The sequence below is a fragment of the Shewanella sp. MBTL60-112-B2 genome, assembly GCF_019655055.1.
Taxonomy (GTDB): Bacteria; Pseudomonadota; Gammaproteobacteria; order Enterobacterales; family Shewanellaceae; genus Shewanella.
In genome coordinates this window covers 106,995-125,169 of record NZ_BPFA01000007.1, presented here as the reverse complement: position 1 = coordinate 125,169, position 18,175 = coordinate 106,995, and the positions used below count along the sequence as shown (strand labels likewise).

Genomic DNA, 18,175 nt, shown 5'->3' with positions numbered 1-18,175 from the left:
TTTCCTTACTTAATCAGCGCTGTTTGTTCATTTCTTCGATCGAGAATATCGCTAGGGATTGCTTCTACTGTGCTGGCGTTGAGATAGAAGTTACGGCGAATATCTTCGTTTAAGCATTCTGCATCTAACTCGGCGACTGAGCCTTGGTCTACTAGTTCAGCGATAAGGTCATTGCCACAAGACTGGTATGCCACGCCGTGCGTCGCATAAGGGGCAATAAAGTGCTTGGCATTGGTGAGCTTTTCCATGGCAAGTTCGCCCCAGCTCGGAGGCGTGGCGGGATCAAGCTCACCCGAGAGTAATAGGGTGGGAATATCACTAGCAATAGGCTTGGCAAAGTCGGCATTGACCGCAGGCATGCTCCATACCGCGCAAGATTCGGCAAAGGTTTTTAGCATCTCTTTGCCGAAGTAACTCTCGCTGGTTTTTGTACGTAGCTCAGGTGTGAGCCGTTGCCAATCTTCACCGCACACCACAGAGGCGTGCATACCCATGGCAATACCGGCGTTATCGATCCCTAAGGCGTATAAGCCAGTGATCGGCTGGAAGTTGCCTTTTGCAGCTTGATGAATCGCATGGGGGATAAGCGAGCGCGTACTTGGCGAATACAGTGCCATGCGTAGCGCGCCCTTAAACTTGTTACGGGTCATGGTTAGTTGAGTCAACTCGCCCGTAAGTGGGTCAGGTACCATACTTATTCTCGGCGCTTGAGTCAGCTCGGCATCGACCTTTTCAAGATCGGCTCTAAGTTCAGGAAACTGGGTGTGGCAGAGGTCGTTGTTAGTACAGTCTTCAATTAAAAGATCGAAGGCGCGGGCGATAGCATTGCCGATAGCGAGAACACTCTGCTGCATAGGGACTACGCCATCTAATGTTACTGTTGCTAGGTGTTCTGGATAGTGGCGCATATAGAGCTGTGCCATACGGGTACCATAGGATACACCGTATAAATGCAGTTTCTGATAGCCAAGGTGCTGTCTAACCGCTTCAAAATCTTTAAGTGCACTTAAGCTACCGTATTGGGTGACATCGGCATCTAAGGTCTCAAGGCACTTTTGGGTTTCTACCCGGGTATCAAAATCACTTTCGTTGTCCGCAAGGGCGCTATCGAAACTATCACCTATACATTGCAGCGGGTTTGACTGGCCTGTACCGCGCTGGTCGATAAGAATCACATCTTCGGTCTGGCGTACCTTAGTGAGCATACGATCGAAGCCTTGAGCATTCTCAATAGCAGATTGTCCCGGGCCGCCAGCAATGGCTAAGAGGGCTTCGACTTTATCGCTGGGCTTAATGGCTGGCATCACCACATAATGAATTTGGATCTGCTTGCCCTCTGGCTTGGCGTAATTTTCTGGAACCAAGATCGAGCCACACTGCATTTGCTCTGAAAGGCCGTCGACATAACAAGCCTGTTGCTCGTTTGAAGTCACAGCTGTTTGCGTGTCGGCTTGCGCTGCAGGAATAACTAAGCCTGCTCCAAGTAGCACGGCAATGGCTGCGGGTTTATGACGCCATAACGCAGGTGAAACCCGAGCGCGTAGTTGAGAGTACATTCCATGAAGCATGATACTGATTCCTTTTTGCAATTTTGCGTATCTATAAGAGCATTGTTACTGTATCAATCTCTTTATGCAGTGGCTAACTACTTTTCCTCAAGCCGATATGCTACCTGAGCCAGTGCAGAAATCGGCAGTTGGGCAAAAGGCATTAAATAAAGCATCTTATGGCTGGCTAAACTGCGTTTATGGCGAGGGGATCTGCTACGTTTTTAATGTTCAACTTGGCTAATTAAGGTGTAAATCCTGCAAGATGGTTAAAGTTTAATCTAACTTGTTGCGTTAAAAATTGCACTGCGAAGGTACACTTGTTAATAAAATATTTCTGTTTTAATTGATATGCTTAGCTTAAAAGACTTGTTGTTAAATATAGGCCGTTGACTTCGCAGGACGGCCTTTTTTTGTGTGTGAGTTAACAAAAATAGAGCAAAAACTCTTAGTGTTTATAGTTTCTTCGAGTAAACTTGCGCCAAAGCGGAACACTTGTAAGCTAAAAGGTAGCCATTTTATGTCGCTCGAGCAATATCACGTAGTACGATTAATACAGCAACAAAGCCAAGCACTTGGCGACGCTATTGCGCTCGAAGGATTCGAAACTGCAGCGCCTTGGCACCAGGTGAGTTGGGCTAAATTCGATTCTATCACCTCAAAAATTGCACGAGTGTTGATTCAGTTCGGTATCGAGTCACAAGACCGCGCAATTATTTTGTCACAGAACTGTCCGCAGTGGACTTGTGCCGATTTAGGCCTTTTAAAGGCTAAAGCCGTTGTTGTGCCTATCTATCCGACTAGCACATTAGAACAAGCTGCTTACATAGTTAACGATGCTGCAGCGAAACTGATTTTTGCTGGCGATGCAGTTCAGTATGCGATGGCGTGCAAACTGGTTAGCGAGTGTGACAGTCTGACTCGCGTAATAGTTTTCGACAAAACCGTTGAGCTACAAGATCAGCAAAACCATTTCTACCTAGACGACCTTTTAGAAGGCGAGCTAGATAGCGCAGCAGATGCTGAGTTAGAAAAACGCTTAAATGATAAGAATCTTGATGATCTACTGACTCTTATCTATACCTCGGGTACTACGGGTGATCCAAAGGGCGTAATGCTCGATTACCGTAATATCGCTTCTATGGTGCGTCAGCATGACACTTTATTGCCTTTTACCCCTGGCGATGTGTCATTAGCATTCTTGCCTCTGAGCCATGTATTTGAGCGGGGCTGGAGCTTCTACGTTTTATGTCGCGGTGGTCATAACGTCTATCTGTCTAATCCAATGGCAGTGAAAGAGGCGATTGTGCAAGTGCGTCCGCACACATTATGTGTGGTGCCTCGCTTCCTAGAGAAAGTGTATAGCGCGGTACAAGATAAGGTGATTAAAGCGCCTGAGCTGAGACAGAAGATGTTCACCTGGGCGATGGCTGTGGGCCACAAGCAGTCTGAAGTGGGTCAGGGTCGTCATAAAGCTTCATTAGGCTTAAGCCTACAGTGGAAACTGGCAGATAAACTGGTTTTCAGTAAGTTAAAGCAAGTATTAGGTGGCCGTCTTAAGTTTATGCCTTGCGGCGGTGCGGCTTTAGATCCAAACGTCAGCGCTTTCTTCCAAAGCATCGATGTGCCAGTTTTATGTGGTTACGGTATGACTGAAACTGCAGCAACGGCAACTTGTAACACCTTAGCTAATCGCGTTCCGGGTTCTAATGGTCAAGTATTGCCTGAAGTTGAAATCAAGCTAGGTAAAGACAACGAAATTTTGGTTCGTGGCGATACCGTAATGCGTGGTTATTTCAATCGTCCTGAAGAAACGGCCGAAGCGTTTGAAGATGGTTGGTTGAAGACTGGCGATGCGGGTCGTATCGACGAAAACGGTAACCTGTTTATTACCGACCGTATTAAAGAGCTGATGAAAACCTCAAACGGTAAGTATATCGCTCCACAGCGTGTCGAAGGTAAAGTAGGTTGCTGCCCGTTCATCGAACAAGTGGCTATTGTTGCCGATGCACGTAACTATGTGACTGCTTTGATTGTACCTGCTTTTGAGTCATTAGAAGCTTGGGCAAAAGAGAAGGGCGTACATTACGAGACACAGCTAGATCTTTTGCGTCACACTCATGTAGTGGAGCACTTTGAACAGCGTCTTAAGACTTTGCAAAGCGAGCTTGCAGGTTTTGAAAAGATTAAGAAGTTTACCTTGTTGCCAGATGCTTTCTCGATGGAAGCAGGCCTTATTACCCCAACAATGAAGTTGCGTCGTAAGGTGATTTACAATAAGTATGCGCGTGAAATCGATAAGATGTACAGCCGTTAATACAAGCTTAACAGATTGAATAGAAAGGCACGCATTAGCGTGCCTTTTTGTTTCAGCCTTATACCACTAAGCGCTTACTTCGCTTGCTACACACAGAACACCAAGAAAAACTCGTGCAGGCACTACTTAGTGATCTTCGTGTTCTCAGTGGTAAATTCTTATCTTTTAACTCTGCAAATTTTTAATTCCAGCAGCAATTGCCTCAACGCGCTTCTATGCCGGCAATTTATCGGTAGAATGGTGCCGGTAAAACATCAATCACAATCATAGCAATAACGATAACAACAAGGACTATAACCTGTGTCTGAAACTGCATTTAGCTTAACCCTACAACCAAGATTTTGTGAAACTGACGCCTTAGGCCATATCAATAACACTGTGATCCCTGTTTGGTTCGAGGCCGCCCGTGAACCAATTTTCAAGATTTTTAACCCGACACAAGACTTGTCTAAGTGGAACTTGATTGTGGCGGGTTTCACCATCGCCTTTAATGCGCCAACTTACTTTGCCAGCGATATCACAGTAAAAACTTGGGTGAGTCGTATCGGCAATAGTAGTTTCGAACTGACTCAAAGTTGCTGGCAGAACGGCAAGAAGACCGCCGAAGCGCAAACCACCATGGTGCATTACGATTACACCAACGAAAAGAGTCAGCCATTGAGCGAGAGTATTCGTCAGCAACTGGCACTGCTTATTGGTGAATAGCTACTGGCGAATAACCAATATGCTATCGCATGAGCTGTTAGGTGTTGCTTAAAAACTTCTGCACATACCAGCAGCTCGCTTCAATTTCAAAGCCCTCTGTTTTGGCCCACTTTAGCCCATGACGCACCAACTTTTCGGCTAAGCCTTTGCCCCGTAGTTGTGGGGGGGCATAGGTGTTGTTAAAGTTACAGCTAGTATCATAAAGCTCATAGGCTAATACAGCCTGAGCCTCACCCTGGTTAATCACGAAACGGCCTTCATCACTTAAATGAATCACTTCGCTCATTGGTTTACTCCTCGCTGTTATTCCCTTTAGTTATTGTGATTTATGCGTGTTGGTAAGTCTTTAACGCATCAACCAGTGCTGGTGTTAGCTTAGCTTTTTGGCCGGTTTTAAAGTTAAACATCACCACTTGCGACGTGCCAAGGGTGGTAACGGCTTGCTGAGCTTGACTGTAAACACTGTAGTGCATCATGAACCGGTCATCTTTAATGTCACTGATACTGACGCCAACCGTTAAGGTGTCGGGAAAGGTCACTGGGCGCTTATAGCGCGCTTGGTTTTCGCTGATCACCGGGCCAATAGATGTAGTTTGTAGCTCGTCGAGTAAGTTAATCTGATTAAAAAAGTCGATACGGGCAGTTTCGAAATAGCGGAAATAAACCACATTGTTGACGTGCTGCAGGGCATCCATCTCGCCCCAGGCCACGGTTATTTGTGTGTTAATTGGGAATTGCTCGAGAAACTTGTCCATAATGATCCCTAGTTGATGATTTTGGTTGCTTAAGTATGTATTTAAACGAGTGTTTAACTTTTGCTCAGCATAACAGCATGTTTATCAGGCAACAAGGCAAGGAATAACACCCATTAGTATGAAGCGGGGACATAAACACAATGACTAAATGGTTAGCAATGGCGCTATTGCTCAGCTTTAGCTGCCAGAGCCCGGCAGCGGTGGTCAGCCAGTTTATTACGGCTGAAACTCGCCAAGAGCTGCGGGCATATCGATTAATTAAAGCCATTGAGCCACAGTTGCAGCAAGTGTATCTGGCTCTGCCTATGCAGCATAAATTAACCCTTGTTTATGGCGCACAAGACGGTCCCTTGTTTGACCCTGAGCTGATGCAAATTCAAATCCCATATCACTTTGTTACTGAGGTACTTAACCGTTTTACCAAGGATGAGTATCAACAAACTGGGGTGACTCCAAAGCAAGCGACCCAAGATGCGTTATTACATACCCTAGGTCATGAGTATGGTCATGCTTATATCTATGCTAACCAAGTTATCGTGCTAGGTCGGGAAGAAGATGCGGTTGATACCTTGGCTACGCTGTTATTGATCCACGCATTTAAAGATGGCGCCGAAATCGCCTTAAGTGCAGCGGACCTGTTTGCCCTTGAAGATGAAGATATTGATGAGTTGGTTGAAGGTGACTTTAGTGATGAACATAGTCTAGATGCCCAGCGTTACCACGCAACTGTGTGCTTAATTTATGGCAGCGATCCTGACAAATATGCAGCGCTGTTATCCACTTCTGCACAGAAAGAAGATAGAGCAGCCATGTGCGAACAAGAATATGCTCGCCAAAGTGATAACTGGGAGAGGTTAAAAAGCCGCTATTTAGCAAAATAATGCACTTGAAAGTTGGCAGATACTAAGCGTTTTTACTTATTGCAATCGTAAATGTTGGTAAATTGTTAGTAAACGTTTATGGTGGTCGCTTCTTGTGCGATTAATAATGAGTGAGGCCAGTTTTTTATGACGGCAACAAAAATAATAACAATGCCCGCAGCTTTGCAAGTCATATTATCTTCGGTTAAGGGCTTCTACCAAAAGCGAATTTCAGGCTTAGGGCAAAAGCTGACAGTACTGACTTTTGCGCAATACCTATATGTGTTAGCGGGATTGATTGCAATTTTTGCGGACTCATTTAGTTGGGTTGTAGTGTTAACTGTGTTGGCGTTAACGATAGAGCTGTTACCTATTTTTGAGCGAATTTGGCATAGCTTAGTTGGTAAAGCTGTGCTGTTGCTGTTTTATGCCTTAGTGGCTAACTTTGCGTTGAGTTGGGCTGCTGGGGTCGTCAATGATGTGATTGGAGTGTCTGCCACGAATGTTGCCTATACTCATAATTTGGCGATTTTACTGTATATCCCAGTGTGGTTTGTGTTTATCACCGCCCTGGTTATTCTCGCCGCGCAGTTGCTGGTGCCTTTCTATTTAATACTTGCTTTAATGCTCGCGCCTTAGGCATTAAACTGCCTAAGTTGACCCAAAATGTTCATTTTCAAAAACTCACTTGGCTATTGCGTTTAATGTTGGCAACCGGCTTGTTCGCTCACCTTGTTTTATATGTATTGCCAGAGCTTGGAGCCGAACAGTCACAACAAACTATCACTAGCGATATCACTGCTGGCTTGGTACCGACGGCGACCACTATAAGCGCCGAGGATGCAGAGCTAAAGGGGATGACAGATGAGTATTTGCAAACGCGCTATGAGTACCAAGCATTTGTGCGGCAGATGATTGCGCTTTTTGCATTTGAGTTTGAAGCTGACAGTAAGTCTCGCTGCCAGAAGGATCCCGATTCAAGAGTGGTTGAATTAAACGACTATGAACTGATCGAAATATATCGCGATAAGACGCTGAACGATGGTTTTCGTTTTGAGGTTAAAAAGTGTATTTCGCCCGCTTTTCCAAGCGACAGTTGACAGCAAAAGTAACAAAAGGGTCTTTAAGGCCCTTTTGTTAATTAGCATTAGCTTAATCGATCTTTAGCTCGTCAAAGCTAGTAATGGTTTTAAAATCGCCGGTGCGCTGATTGTCATCGCGAACCATCTGTACCACATGTAATCCTGCTTCGTTGGCCGCTTTTAGCTCTTCTAGCACATCAGAAACAAATAGGATCTGCTTCGGGCTTAGGCTGATGGTATTGACGATATTGCTGTAAGCCTGTTTGAAACGCTTGTTACCAGTGCGAGTGTCGAAGTGGCCATTAAACTTATCGTTTAGATCGCCTGCATCGCTGTGGCTAAACAACAGTTTTTGCGCCTCAACAGAACCTGAAGAGAAGCTATAAACGCGTAGGCCTTGTTGCTTGTAGCCATCGAGAGCTTCGATAAAGTCAGGGAAGATATGCCCGGTAAACTCGCCATTGGCATAGCCCTGTTTCCAGATCAAACCTTGAATGGTTTTTAATGGCGTGGCTTTACGATCTTCTTCAATCCACTGCAGTAAAATTTCAGTGACACGAGCAAGACTCGCATCAGGCTCGAGGGCTATATCTTGCACATCACAAATACAGTTATCTACAAGTACATTGTGTTGGTTTGCTTCAAGAAAAGCGGCTAATTCCTTAGCTGAGTAAGGAAAAAGTACATCCTCAATAAAGTTAAGGTCGGTAGTCGTACCGGCTGTATCTACAACAATGGCTCTGATACCCATAATATTTGCTCACTCCGCAATGTACATTGTACCAATCACACTGATTCAACTTGATTGGTTATTCTAATAGTCGAGATCTGTTATTGCTCAGATCCTAAGCTGAATTACACGCTTTGGCTAGTGTAATCACGCCTAGGTTTGTACTAAATTTTCAGTTTTATTCGTTTTGTTGCGCATTGCCCTCGATATTAATGGCTGAGTCAGAGTTACCGATAGTTATTAATTAACGCCATGTCAGCCTTGTCGTTATTTGCTGAAGGTTATTGACTGATTTTAACGTTGTTGTATTTTTGCTCAGCTGTTAAGTTCATCACTTGCTTAACTAAAATAGATGCCAGTATCAGGGATTAATGAATTGGCTAAAGGGTTAACAGGATAACGTTCAGGGAGAGACTGATGATAAGAATATTGGTGCTGGTTTGCTTGGCTTTAAGTTTGAGTTTAGGCTCAATCAGCAGTTATGCAAGCGCAAAAAAGGCGGATGCTAATACGGCGACTAAAGCTAATGTTATGGGATTAACGCTAGAGTCATTAACCATCACCTCTGACTTGATAGAGCCTGCAGAGTTTAAGGTGACGTTACCTGCCAGCTATGGCAACAAGCCAAATAAGCAATATGTGGTGTTATTTGATTTTCACCCAAGAAGCCAAGCTTTACTTGCGGGCATGCATGACTGGATGAGCCATAACGGTGATTGGCCTTGGCTAGAAACCATTATTGTCACAGCGCCAGATGGGCACCAAGGATTAGGTGAGCTAAAAACAGCGGCAATAGAAGAGCAGGGCAATCAAAAGCTACTCGACTATTTTGAGCAAGATCTACTACCTGCTATCGACAAACAATACCGCACTAATGGCTTTCGGATTTTAAACGGCTTTACAGGTAATGCTGGGCTTGGGCTGTATGCTTTGATTAATCGTCCGAGTCTGTTTAACGCCTATTTTGTGGCAAGCCCAGTGTTAAGCAAAGACTTTGCCTATGTGATTAAAGATGCACCTAAAAAGCTTGCAGCTATGCAAGGCAAGCCGCGATACTTGTTTATGAGCACTAGCGACAGCGGCTTTGAGAAGAGACAGCTCGCGTCGTTTGCCCAGATGGAAGCCATACTAAAAGCCAACGTCAATGAGACTTTGGACTACCGCATTAAGCGTTTTAATGGCAGTTATTATATGACTCAACCTGTGCTGGCTGCAGCCTATGGCATTGAAGCCCTGTTCGATGATTACCATCAAGTGCTGGCGGCAGATTCAGAGATTTCTAAGCAAGGTCCACAAGCTATTGTCGAGCATTATCAATATTTATCTGAGCAAAAGTATGGCTTTAAAGTGCCCGCGACTAGCTCATTGCTTAAGTTGGGTGATTCTTACCTTGAAACAGAGCCTAGTAAGGCTGTCGTGGTGTACAAGATTGCGATTAGTGACGACCCACAAGCGTATATTGCTTACGACTCGCTTGCTGACGCTTATGCCAAGCAGGGAGAAATAGAGCTGGCGATAAAGTATCAGGCCTTAGCGCTGGATATTACCGATCATCCTTTCTATCAAAATAAATACACTAATAAGTTGGCCAAGTATAAACAGCAGAGCAAGCTTTAATGGATTAGTTTTTTGTAAACCCAAACGATAGCCCATTGGCTATCGTTTTACGTTATTTAGGCCCAGTTACAGATATTTCTTCTGCCTGCTGTTGACCTTCTTCAAGTAGTTACGAGTTTCTTCTCGGTTGTGACGATGAGTTAAAAACCAATAGAACTCGCTGACGGTCATCTTATTAATGCGCGCTAAAGCCTTAGTGCGATTACCACGTGAGTCTAAGCTCTTCCATAGGTTACCCGCGCCGCCGTTATAGCTAGAGATCACCGCATACTCGCGTTTCTTAGGGTGGGTGATCCCTTTAAGGTAGCGGCTTGAAAGAATTTTTAGATAGCCAGTGCCCACCTCAATATTCTTGGCAGGATCATACAGGTAAGCCGATGACGGCGTATGTTTATAGCCTTGGATTAAGCTGAAATAATCACGCCCTGCAGTGTTGGCCTTAATCTGCATCAAGCCTAGAGCGTTGGAACGTGAGCGCGCCAGCGGGTTGAACGAGCTTTCAGTCTCGATAATCGCCATGATTAAATCAGTGCTAATACCGTGCTTACGGCTAGCACTACGAGCGTAGTTAATATACTTATTACCGGCAATCGTGGTGTGCTCTTTCACCATCTGAATTGCCACTTGAAAGCGCGAGTTCACTCGTTTGCTCTTGTTGACTAAGTCATCGGCGTAGCGGGATGCGCGCCATTCAAACTCAATGGCTTTACCGTCTTTATCGAGCACTTGCCCCCAAAAGAATGGCTTCTTCTTTTTGCTGATTAAACCAAAGTCCTCTGCGGTTTGCGCGTCAATAACCGTAGGGTCTATTTGAGTCAATAATACTTGTATAACAGCCTCTTTTAGCTGCGCTTTAGTGCGGGTTTCGACCAATATTAAGCCACGTTTAAAGTCGACGTAGGTAGAGGCTTGCTCGGTTTCTTTATAAACCAGAACCGATGGCACGATAGGTCGCGAGTAAGAGTCTTGCCCCTGATATTCCTGTAGCAATGCCGCGACATCGGCATCGTAATCGCTTAAGTCTAATTCGCTACTGTTAGCGCTAGCGATATTCGCTATGTTGATAGCGGTTACGCTGCAGATCGCAATGAGTAGTTTGGATAAGTATTTAGACATTTATCAGTGGGTTAGTTTCTTTGTGTGGCGATTATACATTGATTGACTATGTGCCACATAGTTGAGTTTTTTGATTAGACTTCGTCTAACAACTTGTTGTTATCAGGCTACGCCTGACTTAATGCAATCAAACTTCGTTTGATAATAATTTATGGGCTTCGCCCACCTGTTGCAATCAAGCTGCGCTTGATAAAGGTCGTGAGCTTCCAGCTCACACTCGGGCAAAAGGGGGACAACAGCTTCCCTCTCTTGGCCATTTCTTTCATAAAGAGTCCGAGCCGCCCCGACGAAGTTGTTGTTCCTCATGCTTATGGATAAATCACTAACGCTTCCGATGGGGCATCCTGCCCCGCGAAAGCTACGCCGACATCCCTGTCGGCATCAAGTGATTGATTCCAACGCACTTCGGCAACTCCGATGGGGAATAGGTGTTTCATGTGCGTACGGTATGAATGTCAGTTTGGTAGTTTTATTAAGAACTCAATGGATAGTGATTGTGCAGTTCTATCCCAGTGTAGATGCGGCTTAGGCCTTTGATGGCATGGATGCCATCGTAGAGCTTACATGGACCCTTTCTCTTATAAAGAGCTGCAGCGTGCCTAAGAAGCGTCTGCACATACGCCTGCTGCAGGCAATTAGCTGCATCGGATGCTAACAGCAACTGATAAACCATATTGGAAGCACCGCAGTCTGCAGGCCGAAAAAGGCAGAAGCCACCATAGCCTAATGGTGGCACCCTAAAACGATGAACATGCCTCATCGCTCAGGCATTCTCATCTACTGATGTACTAAGTGACCATTCTTAACAACATCCACACACGAGGCTACACCATAGGTGTACGCTAACTCTGCTGGGGTACTGATATTCCACATACAAAAATCGGCGGTCATGCCGACCTCTAACACGCCGACATGATCCTCAATACCTAAGGCTTTAGCTGCATTGCGGGTCATGCCTGCTAGCGCTTCTTCTGGGGTTAAACGCAGCAAAGTGCAGGCCATATTAAGCATCAATAGACTTGAACATATCGGTGATGAGCCGGGGTTGTAGTCGCTGGCGACCACCATTGGCACCTTGTATTTACGCAGCAAATCGATTGGCGGGTGTTGAGTTTCACGCAAAAAGTAAAACGCGCCCGGAAGTATAGTGGCGCAGGTGCCACTCTCACTCAGGGCTTTTACGCCGTCTTCATCTAGATATTCAATGTGATCCACTGACTTGGCGCCGAGTTTGGCTGCGAGGGCTGAACCGCCCATGTTAGATAGCTGCTCGGCGTGCAGTTTGATTTGTAGCCCAGCAGCTTTTGCAGCGGTTAGCACACGCTCGGTTTGCTCTAGATTAAAGGCGATGTTTTCACAAAACACATCTACCGCATCGGCAAGGTTCTCTTCAATAACCTTTGGCAGCATCTCGTTGATCACTAAGTCGACGTAAGCGTCACTATCATGTTGGTATTCTGGCGGAATGGCGTGTGCGCCTAAGAAGGTGGTTTTCACATCCACATGGTGGTGCTTTCCTAGCTCGCGGGCAACGCGGAGGATCTTTAATTCGGTTTCGATATCTAAACCATAACCTGACTTGATCTCTACAGTCGTGACACCTTCTTTAGCCAGTGCGTTTAGGCGCTGACGACCTAGCTCAAACAACTCGGCTTCATCGGCTTCGCGGCAGGCGTTAACGGTTGAAATGATGCCGCCGCCACTGCGAGCGATCTCTTCATAACTGGCGCCATTAAGGCGTAGTTCGAACTCATTGGCGCGATTACCGGCAAACACTAAGTGAGTGTGGGCATCGATAAGACCTGGGGTAATCCAGCCGCCTTTACCTTTGTAGATTGGCGTGGCGAATACATCAAATTCTGGCAGGTCGCTGCGCTTACCGACCCAGGCAATTTTACCGTCTTGAACGGCGAGTGCAGCATCGGTAATTGCACCATAAGGCTCTGAAATATTAGGCGACATTGTAGCGATGTTGATATCTATCCAGACTTGATCCCACGACATGATGCAGTTCTCTTTTTGGTTGCTTTTTGCAGTACAGGAATACTAACACTAAAAATAATTTGTGAGCTAGCTTGTATTTACTTGTATATACAAGCTAGGATTGTAGCCGAGTTTTTAAGCATGTTAAACAATAAAGCAGCAAAAGATAGCAACAAAAGGATGGCCAATGGCAACGCCAAAATTTGAACAGATTAAGCAATACATTCTAACGCAAATAGAGTTTGGCGAGTGGGCGGAAGACAGCCGCGTGCCGTCTGAAAACCAGCTATCAGAGCTATTTGGCTGTAGCCGTATGACGGCACGTCGCGCAGTAACAGAATTGACTGAATTAGGCGTGTTAGAACGTTCCCAAGGCCTAGGAACCTTCGTTGCAGGCCTTAAAACTCAATCTTCGATGATGGCTATTCGTAATATTGCCGACGAAATTAAAGATCGCGGTCATGGCTATAGCGTGCAACAAGTGTTGCTCACACAAACTGTAGCAACGGGCGCGATTGCGATTGCGCTAGGGCTAGAGGAGGGCAGTGAAGTGTATCAGTCGGTATTAGTGCATTGCGAGCAAGGTACGCCGCTGCAGTTAGAGGAGCGTTTTGTTAACCCTAAACTGGTGCCTGAGTATTTAGCTCAAGACTTTACCAAGCAAACTCCCCATGAATATTTGTCGATGGTGGCGCCACTCACAGAGGCGAAGCACACCATCGAAGCCAAAATGGCCGATGTAGCCCAGCTTGCGCTACTCGATATTGCCGCTGCTGAACCATGTTTACAGATCACTCGCCGCACCTGGTCACGCCAAGGTGTAGTGAGTTTTGCACGCTTAGTGCATCCCGGAAGTCGATTTAGGTTAGGTGGCCACCTGACTTTTAACTAGCTAGAGGTTAAAGCTAATTAGCAGCAAGCAAATGGCTGACAGTATTGGTAGTAAAACGATTGAAAAAGTACGTAATAAAGTAAAAAGACAGTAAATATAAAGCTTAAAAAGCGAATAAGAAAAACATCAAAACAAATTGAACGAGGTAGTACCGATGGATAAGAGACACGATCCGAGCCGTCGCATCATAGCGCCGACAGGAACTGAGCTAAGTTGTAAAAGCTGGCTAACCGAAGCACCACTGCGTATGTTGATGAACAACCTACACCCAGATGTGGCTGAGCGTCCTGAAGACTTGGTGGTTTACGGTGGTATTGGCCGTGCAGCCCGTGACTGGGAGTGTTACGACAAAATCGTTGAGGTACTGCAGCGTCTTGAAGAAGACGAAACCTTATTAGTGCAATCAGGTAAGCCTGTTGGCGTATTCAAAACCCACAGCAATGCTCCGCGCGTGATCATCGCCAACTCAAACCTAGTGCCACATTGGGCAAACTGGGAACATTTTAATGAGTTAGATAAAAAAGGTTTGGCCATGTATGGCCAGATGACCGCAGGTTCTTGGATCTACATCGGCTCGCAAGGCATTGTACAAGGCACTTACGAGACCTTTGTGGCTATGGCTAAGCAGCACTTTAATGGTTCATCTGCTGGTAAGTGGATCTTAACTGGCGGCCTAGGTGGCATGGGTGGTGCACAGCCACTAGCAGGCACTATGGCGGGTTACTCGGTATTGACCTGTGAAGTGGATGAAACTCGCATCGATTTCCGTCTACGTACAAAGTATGTCGACAAAAAAGCCACCACCCTTGATGAAGCTTTGGCAATGATCGATGAAGCCAATAACAGCGGCAAGCCTGTTTCTGTTGGCTTATTAGCTAACGCTGCTGACGTATTTGCCGAGCTGGTTGAGCGCGGCATTACCCCTGATGTAGTGACAGACCAAACATCTGCTCACGATCCGCTAAACGGTTACCTGCCGCAAGGTTGGACGCTAGAGCAGGCCATCGAAATGCGTAAAACGGACGAAGCGGCAGTGGTAAAAGCGGCGAAGCAGTCAATGGCAGTTCAAGTTAAGGCGATGCTAGCACTGCAAGCTGCTGGCGCTGCAACCACCGATTACGGTAACAACATTCGCCAAATGGCATTTGAAGAAGGGGTTGAAAACGCATTCGACTTCCCAGGTTTTGTGCCTGCCTATGTGCGCCCACTGTTCTGTGAAGGTATTGGTCCATTCCGTTGGGTGGCACTTTCTGGCGACCCTGAAGATATCTACAAGACTGACGCCAAAGTAAAAGAACTTATTCCTGATAATCCACACCTACATAACTGGCTCGATATGGCGCGTGAGCGCATTGCCTTCCAAGGTTTACCATCGCGCATCTGTTGGGTGGGTCTAAAAGACCGTGCACGTTTAGCACTCGCCTTTAATGAAATGGTTAAAAATGGCGAGCTGTCTGCGCCAGTGGTGATTGGTCGTGACCACTTAGATTCTGGCTCTGTTGCCAGCCCTAACCGTGAAACCGAATCTATGCTTGATGGCTCTGATGCAGTTTCAGATTGGCCATTAATGAACGCGCTACTTAATACGGCAAGCGGCGCAACTTGGGTGTCATTGCACCACGGTGGCGGCGTAGGCATGGGCTTTAGTCAACACTCAGGTGTGGTGATTGTGGCTGATGGTAGTGATGACGCTGCTGCGCGCTTAGGTCGCGTACTGTGGAATGACCCAGCAACGGGCGTGATGCGTCATGCTGATGCGGGTTACGATATCGCTAAAAATTGTGCAAAAGAGCAGGGTTTAGACCTGCCAATGCTATAAGCCGCTCACATCGAGCAGTATAAGAATAAGAGGCATTTAAATGAGTCATTTAGTATTAACTCCGGGTACCTTAACCCTTGCGCAAATCCGCGAAATTAGCCGCGGTAAAGTCACATTAGAACTAGCCGAAAGCGCTATCGCCGATATCAACACTAGCGCAGGCTTAGTGCAGCAAGTATTGGACGAAGGCCGCACGGTTTACGGTATTAACACCGGCTTTGGTCTACTTGCCAACACTAAGATTGCCGCCGATGATTTACAGCTGCTGCAACGCTCAATCGTATTGTCGCACGCAGCGGGTACCGGCCAATACATGCAAGACGCCACAGTGCGCTTGATGATGGTATTGAAGATTAACTCGCTAAGCCGTGGTTTCTCTGGCATTCGTTTAGAGGTGATCAACTTCCTTATCGCTTTGGTTAACGCGGGCGTTTACCCATGCGTGCCTGAAAAAGGTTCAGTAGGTGCATCGGGCGACCTAGCGCCGCTATCGCACATGTGTTTGCCACTACTTGGCGAAGGCGAGATGAGCTATCAAGGTGAGCTAATCACTGCGGCTGAAGGTCTTGAAATAGCTGGCCTTAAGCCAATCGAACTGGCTGCAAAAGAAGGATTAGCACTGCTTAACGGTACGCAAGCATCAACGGCTTTAGCCCTTGAAGGTTTGTTTAACGCAGAAGATCTGTTCGCGGCAAGCTCGGTAATTGGTGCCATGAGCGTTGAAGCGGCAATGGGCAGTCGTAGCCCGTTTGATCCGCGTATTCATGCGGCTCGTGGCCAGAAAGGTCAAATCGATTCTGCTGCGGTATTCCGCCACTTATTGGGTGATGAATCTGAGATCAGCCTAGATCACGTTAATTGTGAAAAGGTGCAAGATCCGTATTCACTGCGCTGTCAGCCACAAGTTTTGGGTGCATGTTTGACTCAAATTCGTCATGCGGCAGAAGTGTTAGGCACTGAAGCGAACGGCGTTACCGATAATCCATTAGTGTTCCAAGATACTGGCGACATTATCTCGGGCGGTAACTTCCACGCTGAGCCTGTCGCTATGGCTGCAGATAACTTGGCGATTGCGATTGCAGAGCTTGGCTCTATTGCTGAGCGCCGTATTGCGCTGCTTATCGACTCGAACCTGTCTAAGTTACCCCCATTTTTGGTTGAAAACGGCGGGGTAAACTCAGGCTTTATGATTGCCCAAGTAACAGCGGCGGCGTTGGCTTCAGAGAACAAGACTTACGCGCATCCAGCATCAGTCGATAGCTTACCAACTTCGGCTAACCAAGAAGATCACGTCTCTATGGCAACCTTCGCGGCGCGCCGCCTGCGCGACATGTCTGAAAACACTCGCGGTGTATTAGCTGTTGAGGTATTGGCCGCGGCGCAGGGCTTAGATTTCCGCGCGCCACTGCAACCTGCAGTAGCAGTGGCTAAAGCAAAAGCTGAATTGCGTGAGTTAGTAACCTACTACGATAAGGACCGTTTCTTCGGCCCAGATATCGAAGCGGCAACAGATCTACTATTAACAGCCAGCTACAACGCTTATCTGCCAGCGGATATTTTGCCTAGTCTCTAAGTGAGATTGAGCTGACAGTGACGAAAAGGGCCTAAGGGCCCTTTTTTTAGCCCTAAACTACCGACTTCTGTAGGCGGTTATCATCAATGAGGCTTTGCCAGAAATAAAACAAGTGGAAGTCATGGCGTAGGCCATGTTTACTGACTTTTGGTGGGATGAGTTATTGGATTTGCGAGGCGATGCTCGGCAGCAAAAAACGCTTTTCGATACAATCGATTCATGGCCTAAATTTGGTATAAAAATCATGCCCGAAGATTCGAAAATTAAAATTCGGCAAATTGAAGCGTTTCGCTGTTTTATGTTGTCGGGTACGGTAACAGGCGCAGCAGAACTGCTGTATATCTCTCAACCGGCGGTGAGTCGACTGTTATCCGAACTCGAATATCGAGTGGGGTTTCCGTTATTTGTGCGCACTCAAAATAAATTAGAGGCGACGCCAGAAGCGAAATTATTCTATAAGGACGTTAACCGCGTCTTTATTGGTATGAATAGTTTGGCCTCTTCGGCCGATGCTATCGCGCGTAATAATCAGGGGCGATTACGCATCGGAGTCATGCCTATTTGTTCTAACAGCTTTATGCCTGATGTGATAGCGAGGTTCCTAAGCCTGCACCCTAATGTGTCTATTGAACTGGAGTCTGCATCGAGAATTCAACTATTGGATATGGTACGAAGCCATAGGGTTGATATAGCAATAACGATGAACGTTGAAGCCGATGAAGAGGAGTTCGATTGTCGCTTCTTGCGTAGGCACAGGGCGGTGGTGTTACTCCATGAAGATCATCCATTGGCGCATAAAAGCTCACTTTCGCCTATCGACCTGAAACATGAACGCTTTATGACATTAGCCTATGGTAGTCCGTTTCGAACTCGGGTCGAGGATGCGTTTCTGAAGCAGAGCGTTAAGCGTAATATTATTCTCGAGGCGAGGGAGCAAAGTACCCTGTTTCAGTTAGTGAAGAAGGGCGTGGGTATCGCAATCTTAGACCCTTTCGTGCTCCAGTCTGGCGCGGATGGCATTGTGAGCCGACCTTTTGAACCCGTAACAGAGTGGGAATATCACGTGGTTAAAGCAAAAGGTATTCAGACCCCTAGGATGGTGAGTGCTTTCCAAGACATCTTGTTTGAGTATTTTGAAAGTCCTGCGTTGAACAACGAGTCTGACAGTTAATTTTGACA

Annotated in this window: 17 protein-coding genes; 10 read left to right on the top strand and 7 right to left on the bottom strand. The window is 46.4% G+C overall.

Translation table 11 applies throughout. The features are described from left to right. Window positions 1–5: 5 nt before the first annotated feature. A complete protein-coding gene (locus K5Q73_RS06420) occupies window positions 6–1,568 on the bottom strand; it encodes an alpha/beta hydrolase (protein ID WP_220762162.1) in 1,563 nt (520 codons plus the stop codon). A 499-nt stretch (window positions 1,569–2,067) separates the two neighbouring features. On the opposite strand from K5Q73_RS06420, the gene K5Q73_RS06415 reads away from it, so the two are divergent. Further along, complete coding sequence (locus K5Q73_RS06415; RefSeq protein WP_220762164.1) at window positions 2,068–3,864, top strand: long-chain fatty acid--CoA ligase; 1,797 nt, start codon at window positions 2,068–2,070, stop codon at window positions 3,862–3,864. 300 nt (window positions 3,865–4,164) lie between these two features. After that, window positions 4,165–4,569, top strand: coding sequence for a thioesterase family protein (locus K5Q73_RS06410; RefSeq protein WP_012157373.1), 405 nt, complete (start codon window positions 4,165–4,167; stop codon window positions 4,567–4,569). A gap of 37 nt (window positions 4,570–4,606) precedes the next feature. Here the strand turns inward: K5Q73_RS06410 and K5Q73_RS06405 are convergent, their stop codons facing one another. Together K5Q73_RS06405 and K5Q73_RS06400 are read right to left on the bottom strand one after the other, a co-directional pair. Next, window positions 4,607–4,855 (bottom strand): GNAT family N-acetyltransferase, encoded by a 249-nt coding sequence (locus tag K5Q73_RS06405; protein ID WP_220762166.1) that lies wholly within the window; start codon window positions 4,853–4,855, stop codon window positions 4,607–4,609. A 40-nt stretch (window positions 4,856–4,895) separates the two neighbouring features. Further along, window positions 4,896–5,324 carry a thioesterase family protein gene (locus tag K5Q73_RS06400; RefSeq protein ID WP_220762168.1) on the bottom strand — a complete coding sequence of 143 codons (429 nt, stop codon included), beginning with the start codon at window positions 5,322–5,324 and terminating at the stop codon, window positions 4,896–4,898. A gap of 140 nt (window positions 5,325–5,464) precedes the next feature. On the opposite strand from K5Q73_RS06400, the gene K5Q73_RS06395 reads away from it, so the two are divergent. The 3 genes from K5Q73_RS06395 (at window position 5,465) to K5Q73_RS06385 (ending at window position 7,284) form a co-directional block, all read left to right on the top strand. Beyond that, window positions 5,465–6,205 (top strand): DUF4344 domain-containing metallopeptidase, encoded by a 741-nt coding sequence (locus K5Q73_RS06395; RefSeq protein ID WP_220762170.1) that lies wholly within the window; start codon window positions 5,465–5,467, stop codon window positions 6,203–6,205. Between the two features lie 126 nt (window positions 6,206–6,331). Next, complete coding sequence (locus tag K5Q73_RS06390) at window positions 6,332–6,823, top strand: hypothetical protein (protein WP_220762172.1); 492 nt, start codon at window positions 6,332–6,334, stop codon at window positions 6,821–6,823. Window positions 6,824–6,888: 65 nt separating this feature from the next. After that, a complete protein-coding gene (locus K5Q73_RS06385; RefSeq protein ID WP_220762174.1) occupies window positions 6,889–7,284 on the top strand; it encodes a hypothetical protein in 396 nt (131 codons plus the stop codon). A gap of 52 nt (window positions 7,285–7,336) precedes the next feature. On the opposite strand, the gene mtnC is transcribed toward K5Q73_RS06385, so the two are convergent. Continuing rightward, complete coding sequence (mtnC, locus tag K5Q73_RS06380) at window positions 7,337–8,017, bottom strand: acireductone synthase (protein WP_220762176.1); 681 nt, start codon at window positions 8,015–8,017, stop codon at window positions 7,337–7,339. A gap of 396 nt (window positions 8,018–8,413) precedes the next feature. On the opposite strand from mtnC, the gene K5Q73_RS06375 reads away from it, so the two are divergent. Then, entirely contained in the window at window positions 8,414–9,613 is a 1,200-nt protein-coding gene (locus K5Q73_RS06375; RefSeq protein WP_220762184.1) for an alpha/beta hydrolase-fold protein, read from the top strand. 66 nt (window positions 9,614–9,679) lie between these two features. On the opposite strand, the gene K5Q73_RS06370 is transcribed toward K5Q73_RS06375, so the two are convergent. The 3 genes from K5Q73_RS06370 to hutI all read right to left on the bottom strand — a co-directional run bounded on the left by K5Q73_RS06370 (window position 9,680) and on the right by hutI (window position 12,733). Continuing rightward, a complete protein-coding gene (locus tag K5Q73_RS06370) occupies window positions 9,680–10,729 on the bottom strand; it encodes a murein transglycosylase domain-containing protein (protein WP_220762186.1) in 1,050 nt (349 codons plus the stop codon). 308 nt (window positions 10,730–11,037) lie between these two features. After that, complete coding sequence (locus K5Q73_RS21575; RefSeq protein ID WP_259655222.1) at window positions 11,038–11,166, bottom strand: hypothetical protein; 129 nt, start codon at window positions 11,164–11,166, stop codon at window positions 11,038–11,040. A gap of 340 nt (window positions 11,167–11,506) precedes the next feature. Then, window positions 11,507–12,733 (bottom strand): imidazolonepropionase, encoded by a 1,227-nt coding sequence (gene hutI, locus K5Q73_RS06365; protein ID WP_220762188.1) that lies wholly within the window; start codon window positions 12,731–12,733, stop codon window positions 11,507–11,509. Window positions 12,734–12,899: 166 nt separating this feature from the next. Between hutI and hutC the strand changes: the two genes are divergently transcribed. From hutC to K5Q73_RS06345, 4 genes are all read left to right on the top strand, one after another. Next, on the top strand, window positions 12,900–13,604 hold the full coding sequence (hutC, locus tag K5Q73_RS06360) for a histidine utilization repressor (RefSeq protein WP_220762190.1): 705 nt from the start codon (window positions 12,900–12,902) through the stop codon (window positions 13,602–13,604). A 154-nt stretch (window positions 13,605–13,758) separates the two neighbouring features. Then, window positions 13,759–15,423 (top strand): urocanate hydratase, encoded by a 1,665-nt coding sequence (gene hutU / locus K5Q73_RS06355; protein WP_220762192.1) that lies wholly within the window; start codon window positions 13,759–13,761, stop codon window positions 15,421–15,423. A 40-nt stretch (window positions 15,424–15,463) separates the two neighbouring features. Next, window positions 15,464–16,996, top strand: coding sequence for a histidine ammonia-lyase (gene hutH / locus K5Q73_RS06350; protein WP_220762194.1), 1,533 nt, complete (start codon window positions 15,464–15,466; stop codon window positions 16,994–16,996). A 133-nt stretch (window positions 16,997–17,129) separates the two neighbouring features. Next, window positions 17,130–18,167: a LysR substrate-binding domain-containing protein gene (locus K5Q73_RS06345; protein WP_259650771.1), complete on the top strand. Its 1,038-nt coding sequence runs from the start codon at window positions 17,130–17,132 to the stop codon at window positions 18,165–18,167. Window positions 18,168–18,175: the final 8 nt, after the last annotated feature.

Bases quoted from the DNA above. Each gene is read 5' to 3' on its own strand.
- K5Q73_RS06420 (WP_220762162.1), bottom strand. From the start codon at position 1,568: ATGCTTCATGGAATGTACTCTCAACTACGCGCTCGGGTTTCACCTGCG.
- K5Q73_RS06415 (WP_220762164.1), top strand. From the start codon at position 2,068: ATGTCGCTCGAGCAATATCACGTAGTACGATTAATACAGCAACAAAGC.
- K5Q73_RS06405 (WP_220762166.1), bottom strand. From the start codon at position 4,855: ATGAGCGAAGTGATTCATTTAAGTGATGAAGGCCGTTTCGTGATTAAC.
- K5Q73_RS06400 (WP_220762168.1), bottom strand. From the start codon at position 5,324: ATGGACAAGTTTCTCGAGCAATTCCCAATTAACACACAAATAACCGTG.
- K5Q73_RS06395 (WP_220762170.1), top strand. From the start codon at position 5,465: ATGACTAAATGGTTAGCAATGGCGCTATTGCTCAGCTTTAGCTGCCAG.
- K5Q73_RS06390 (WP_220762172.1), top strand. From the start codon at position 6,332: ATGACGGCAACAAAAATAATAACAATGCCCGCAGCTTTGCAAGTCATA.
- K5Q73_RS06385 (WP_220762174.1), top strand. From the start codon at position 6,889: ATGTTGGCAACCGGCTTGTTCGCTCACCTTGTTTTATATGTATTGCCA.
- mtnC (WP_220762176.1), bottom strand. From the start codon at position 8,017: ATGGGTATCAGAGCCATTGTTGTAGATACAGCCGGTACGACTACCGAC.
- K5Q73_RS06375 (WP_220762184.1), top strand. From the start codon at position 8,414: ATGATAAGAATATTGGTGCTGGTTTGCTTGGCTTTAAGTTTGAGTTTA.
- K5Q73_RS06370 (WP_220762186.1), bottom strand. From the start codon at position 10,729: ATGTCTAAATACTTATCCAAACTACTCATTGCGATCTGCAGCGTAACC.
- K5Q73_RS21575 (WP_259655222.1), bottom strand. From the start codon at position 11,166: ATGAAACACCTATTCCCCATCGGAGTTGCCGAAGTGCGTTGGAATCAA.
- hutI (WP_220762188.1), bottom strand. From the start codon at position 12,733: ATGTCGTGGGATCAAGTCTGGATAGATATCAACATCGCTACAATGTCG.
- hutC (WP_220762190.1), top strand. From the start codon at position 12,900: ATGGCAACGCCAAAATTTGAACAGATTAAGCAATACATTCTAACGCAA.
- hutU (WP_220762192.1), top strand. From the start codon at position 13,759: ATGGATAAGAGACACGATCCGAGCCGTCGCATCATAGCGCCGACAGGA.
- hutH (WP_220762194.1), top strand. From the start codon at position 15,464: ATGAGTCATTTAGTATTAACTCCGGGTACCTTAACCCTTGCGCAAATC.
- K5Q73_RS06345 (WP_259650771.1), top strand. From the start codon at position 17,130: ATGTTTACTGACTTTTGGTGGGATGAGTTATTGGATTTGCGAGGCGAT.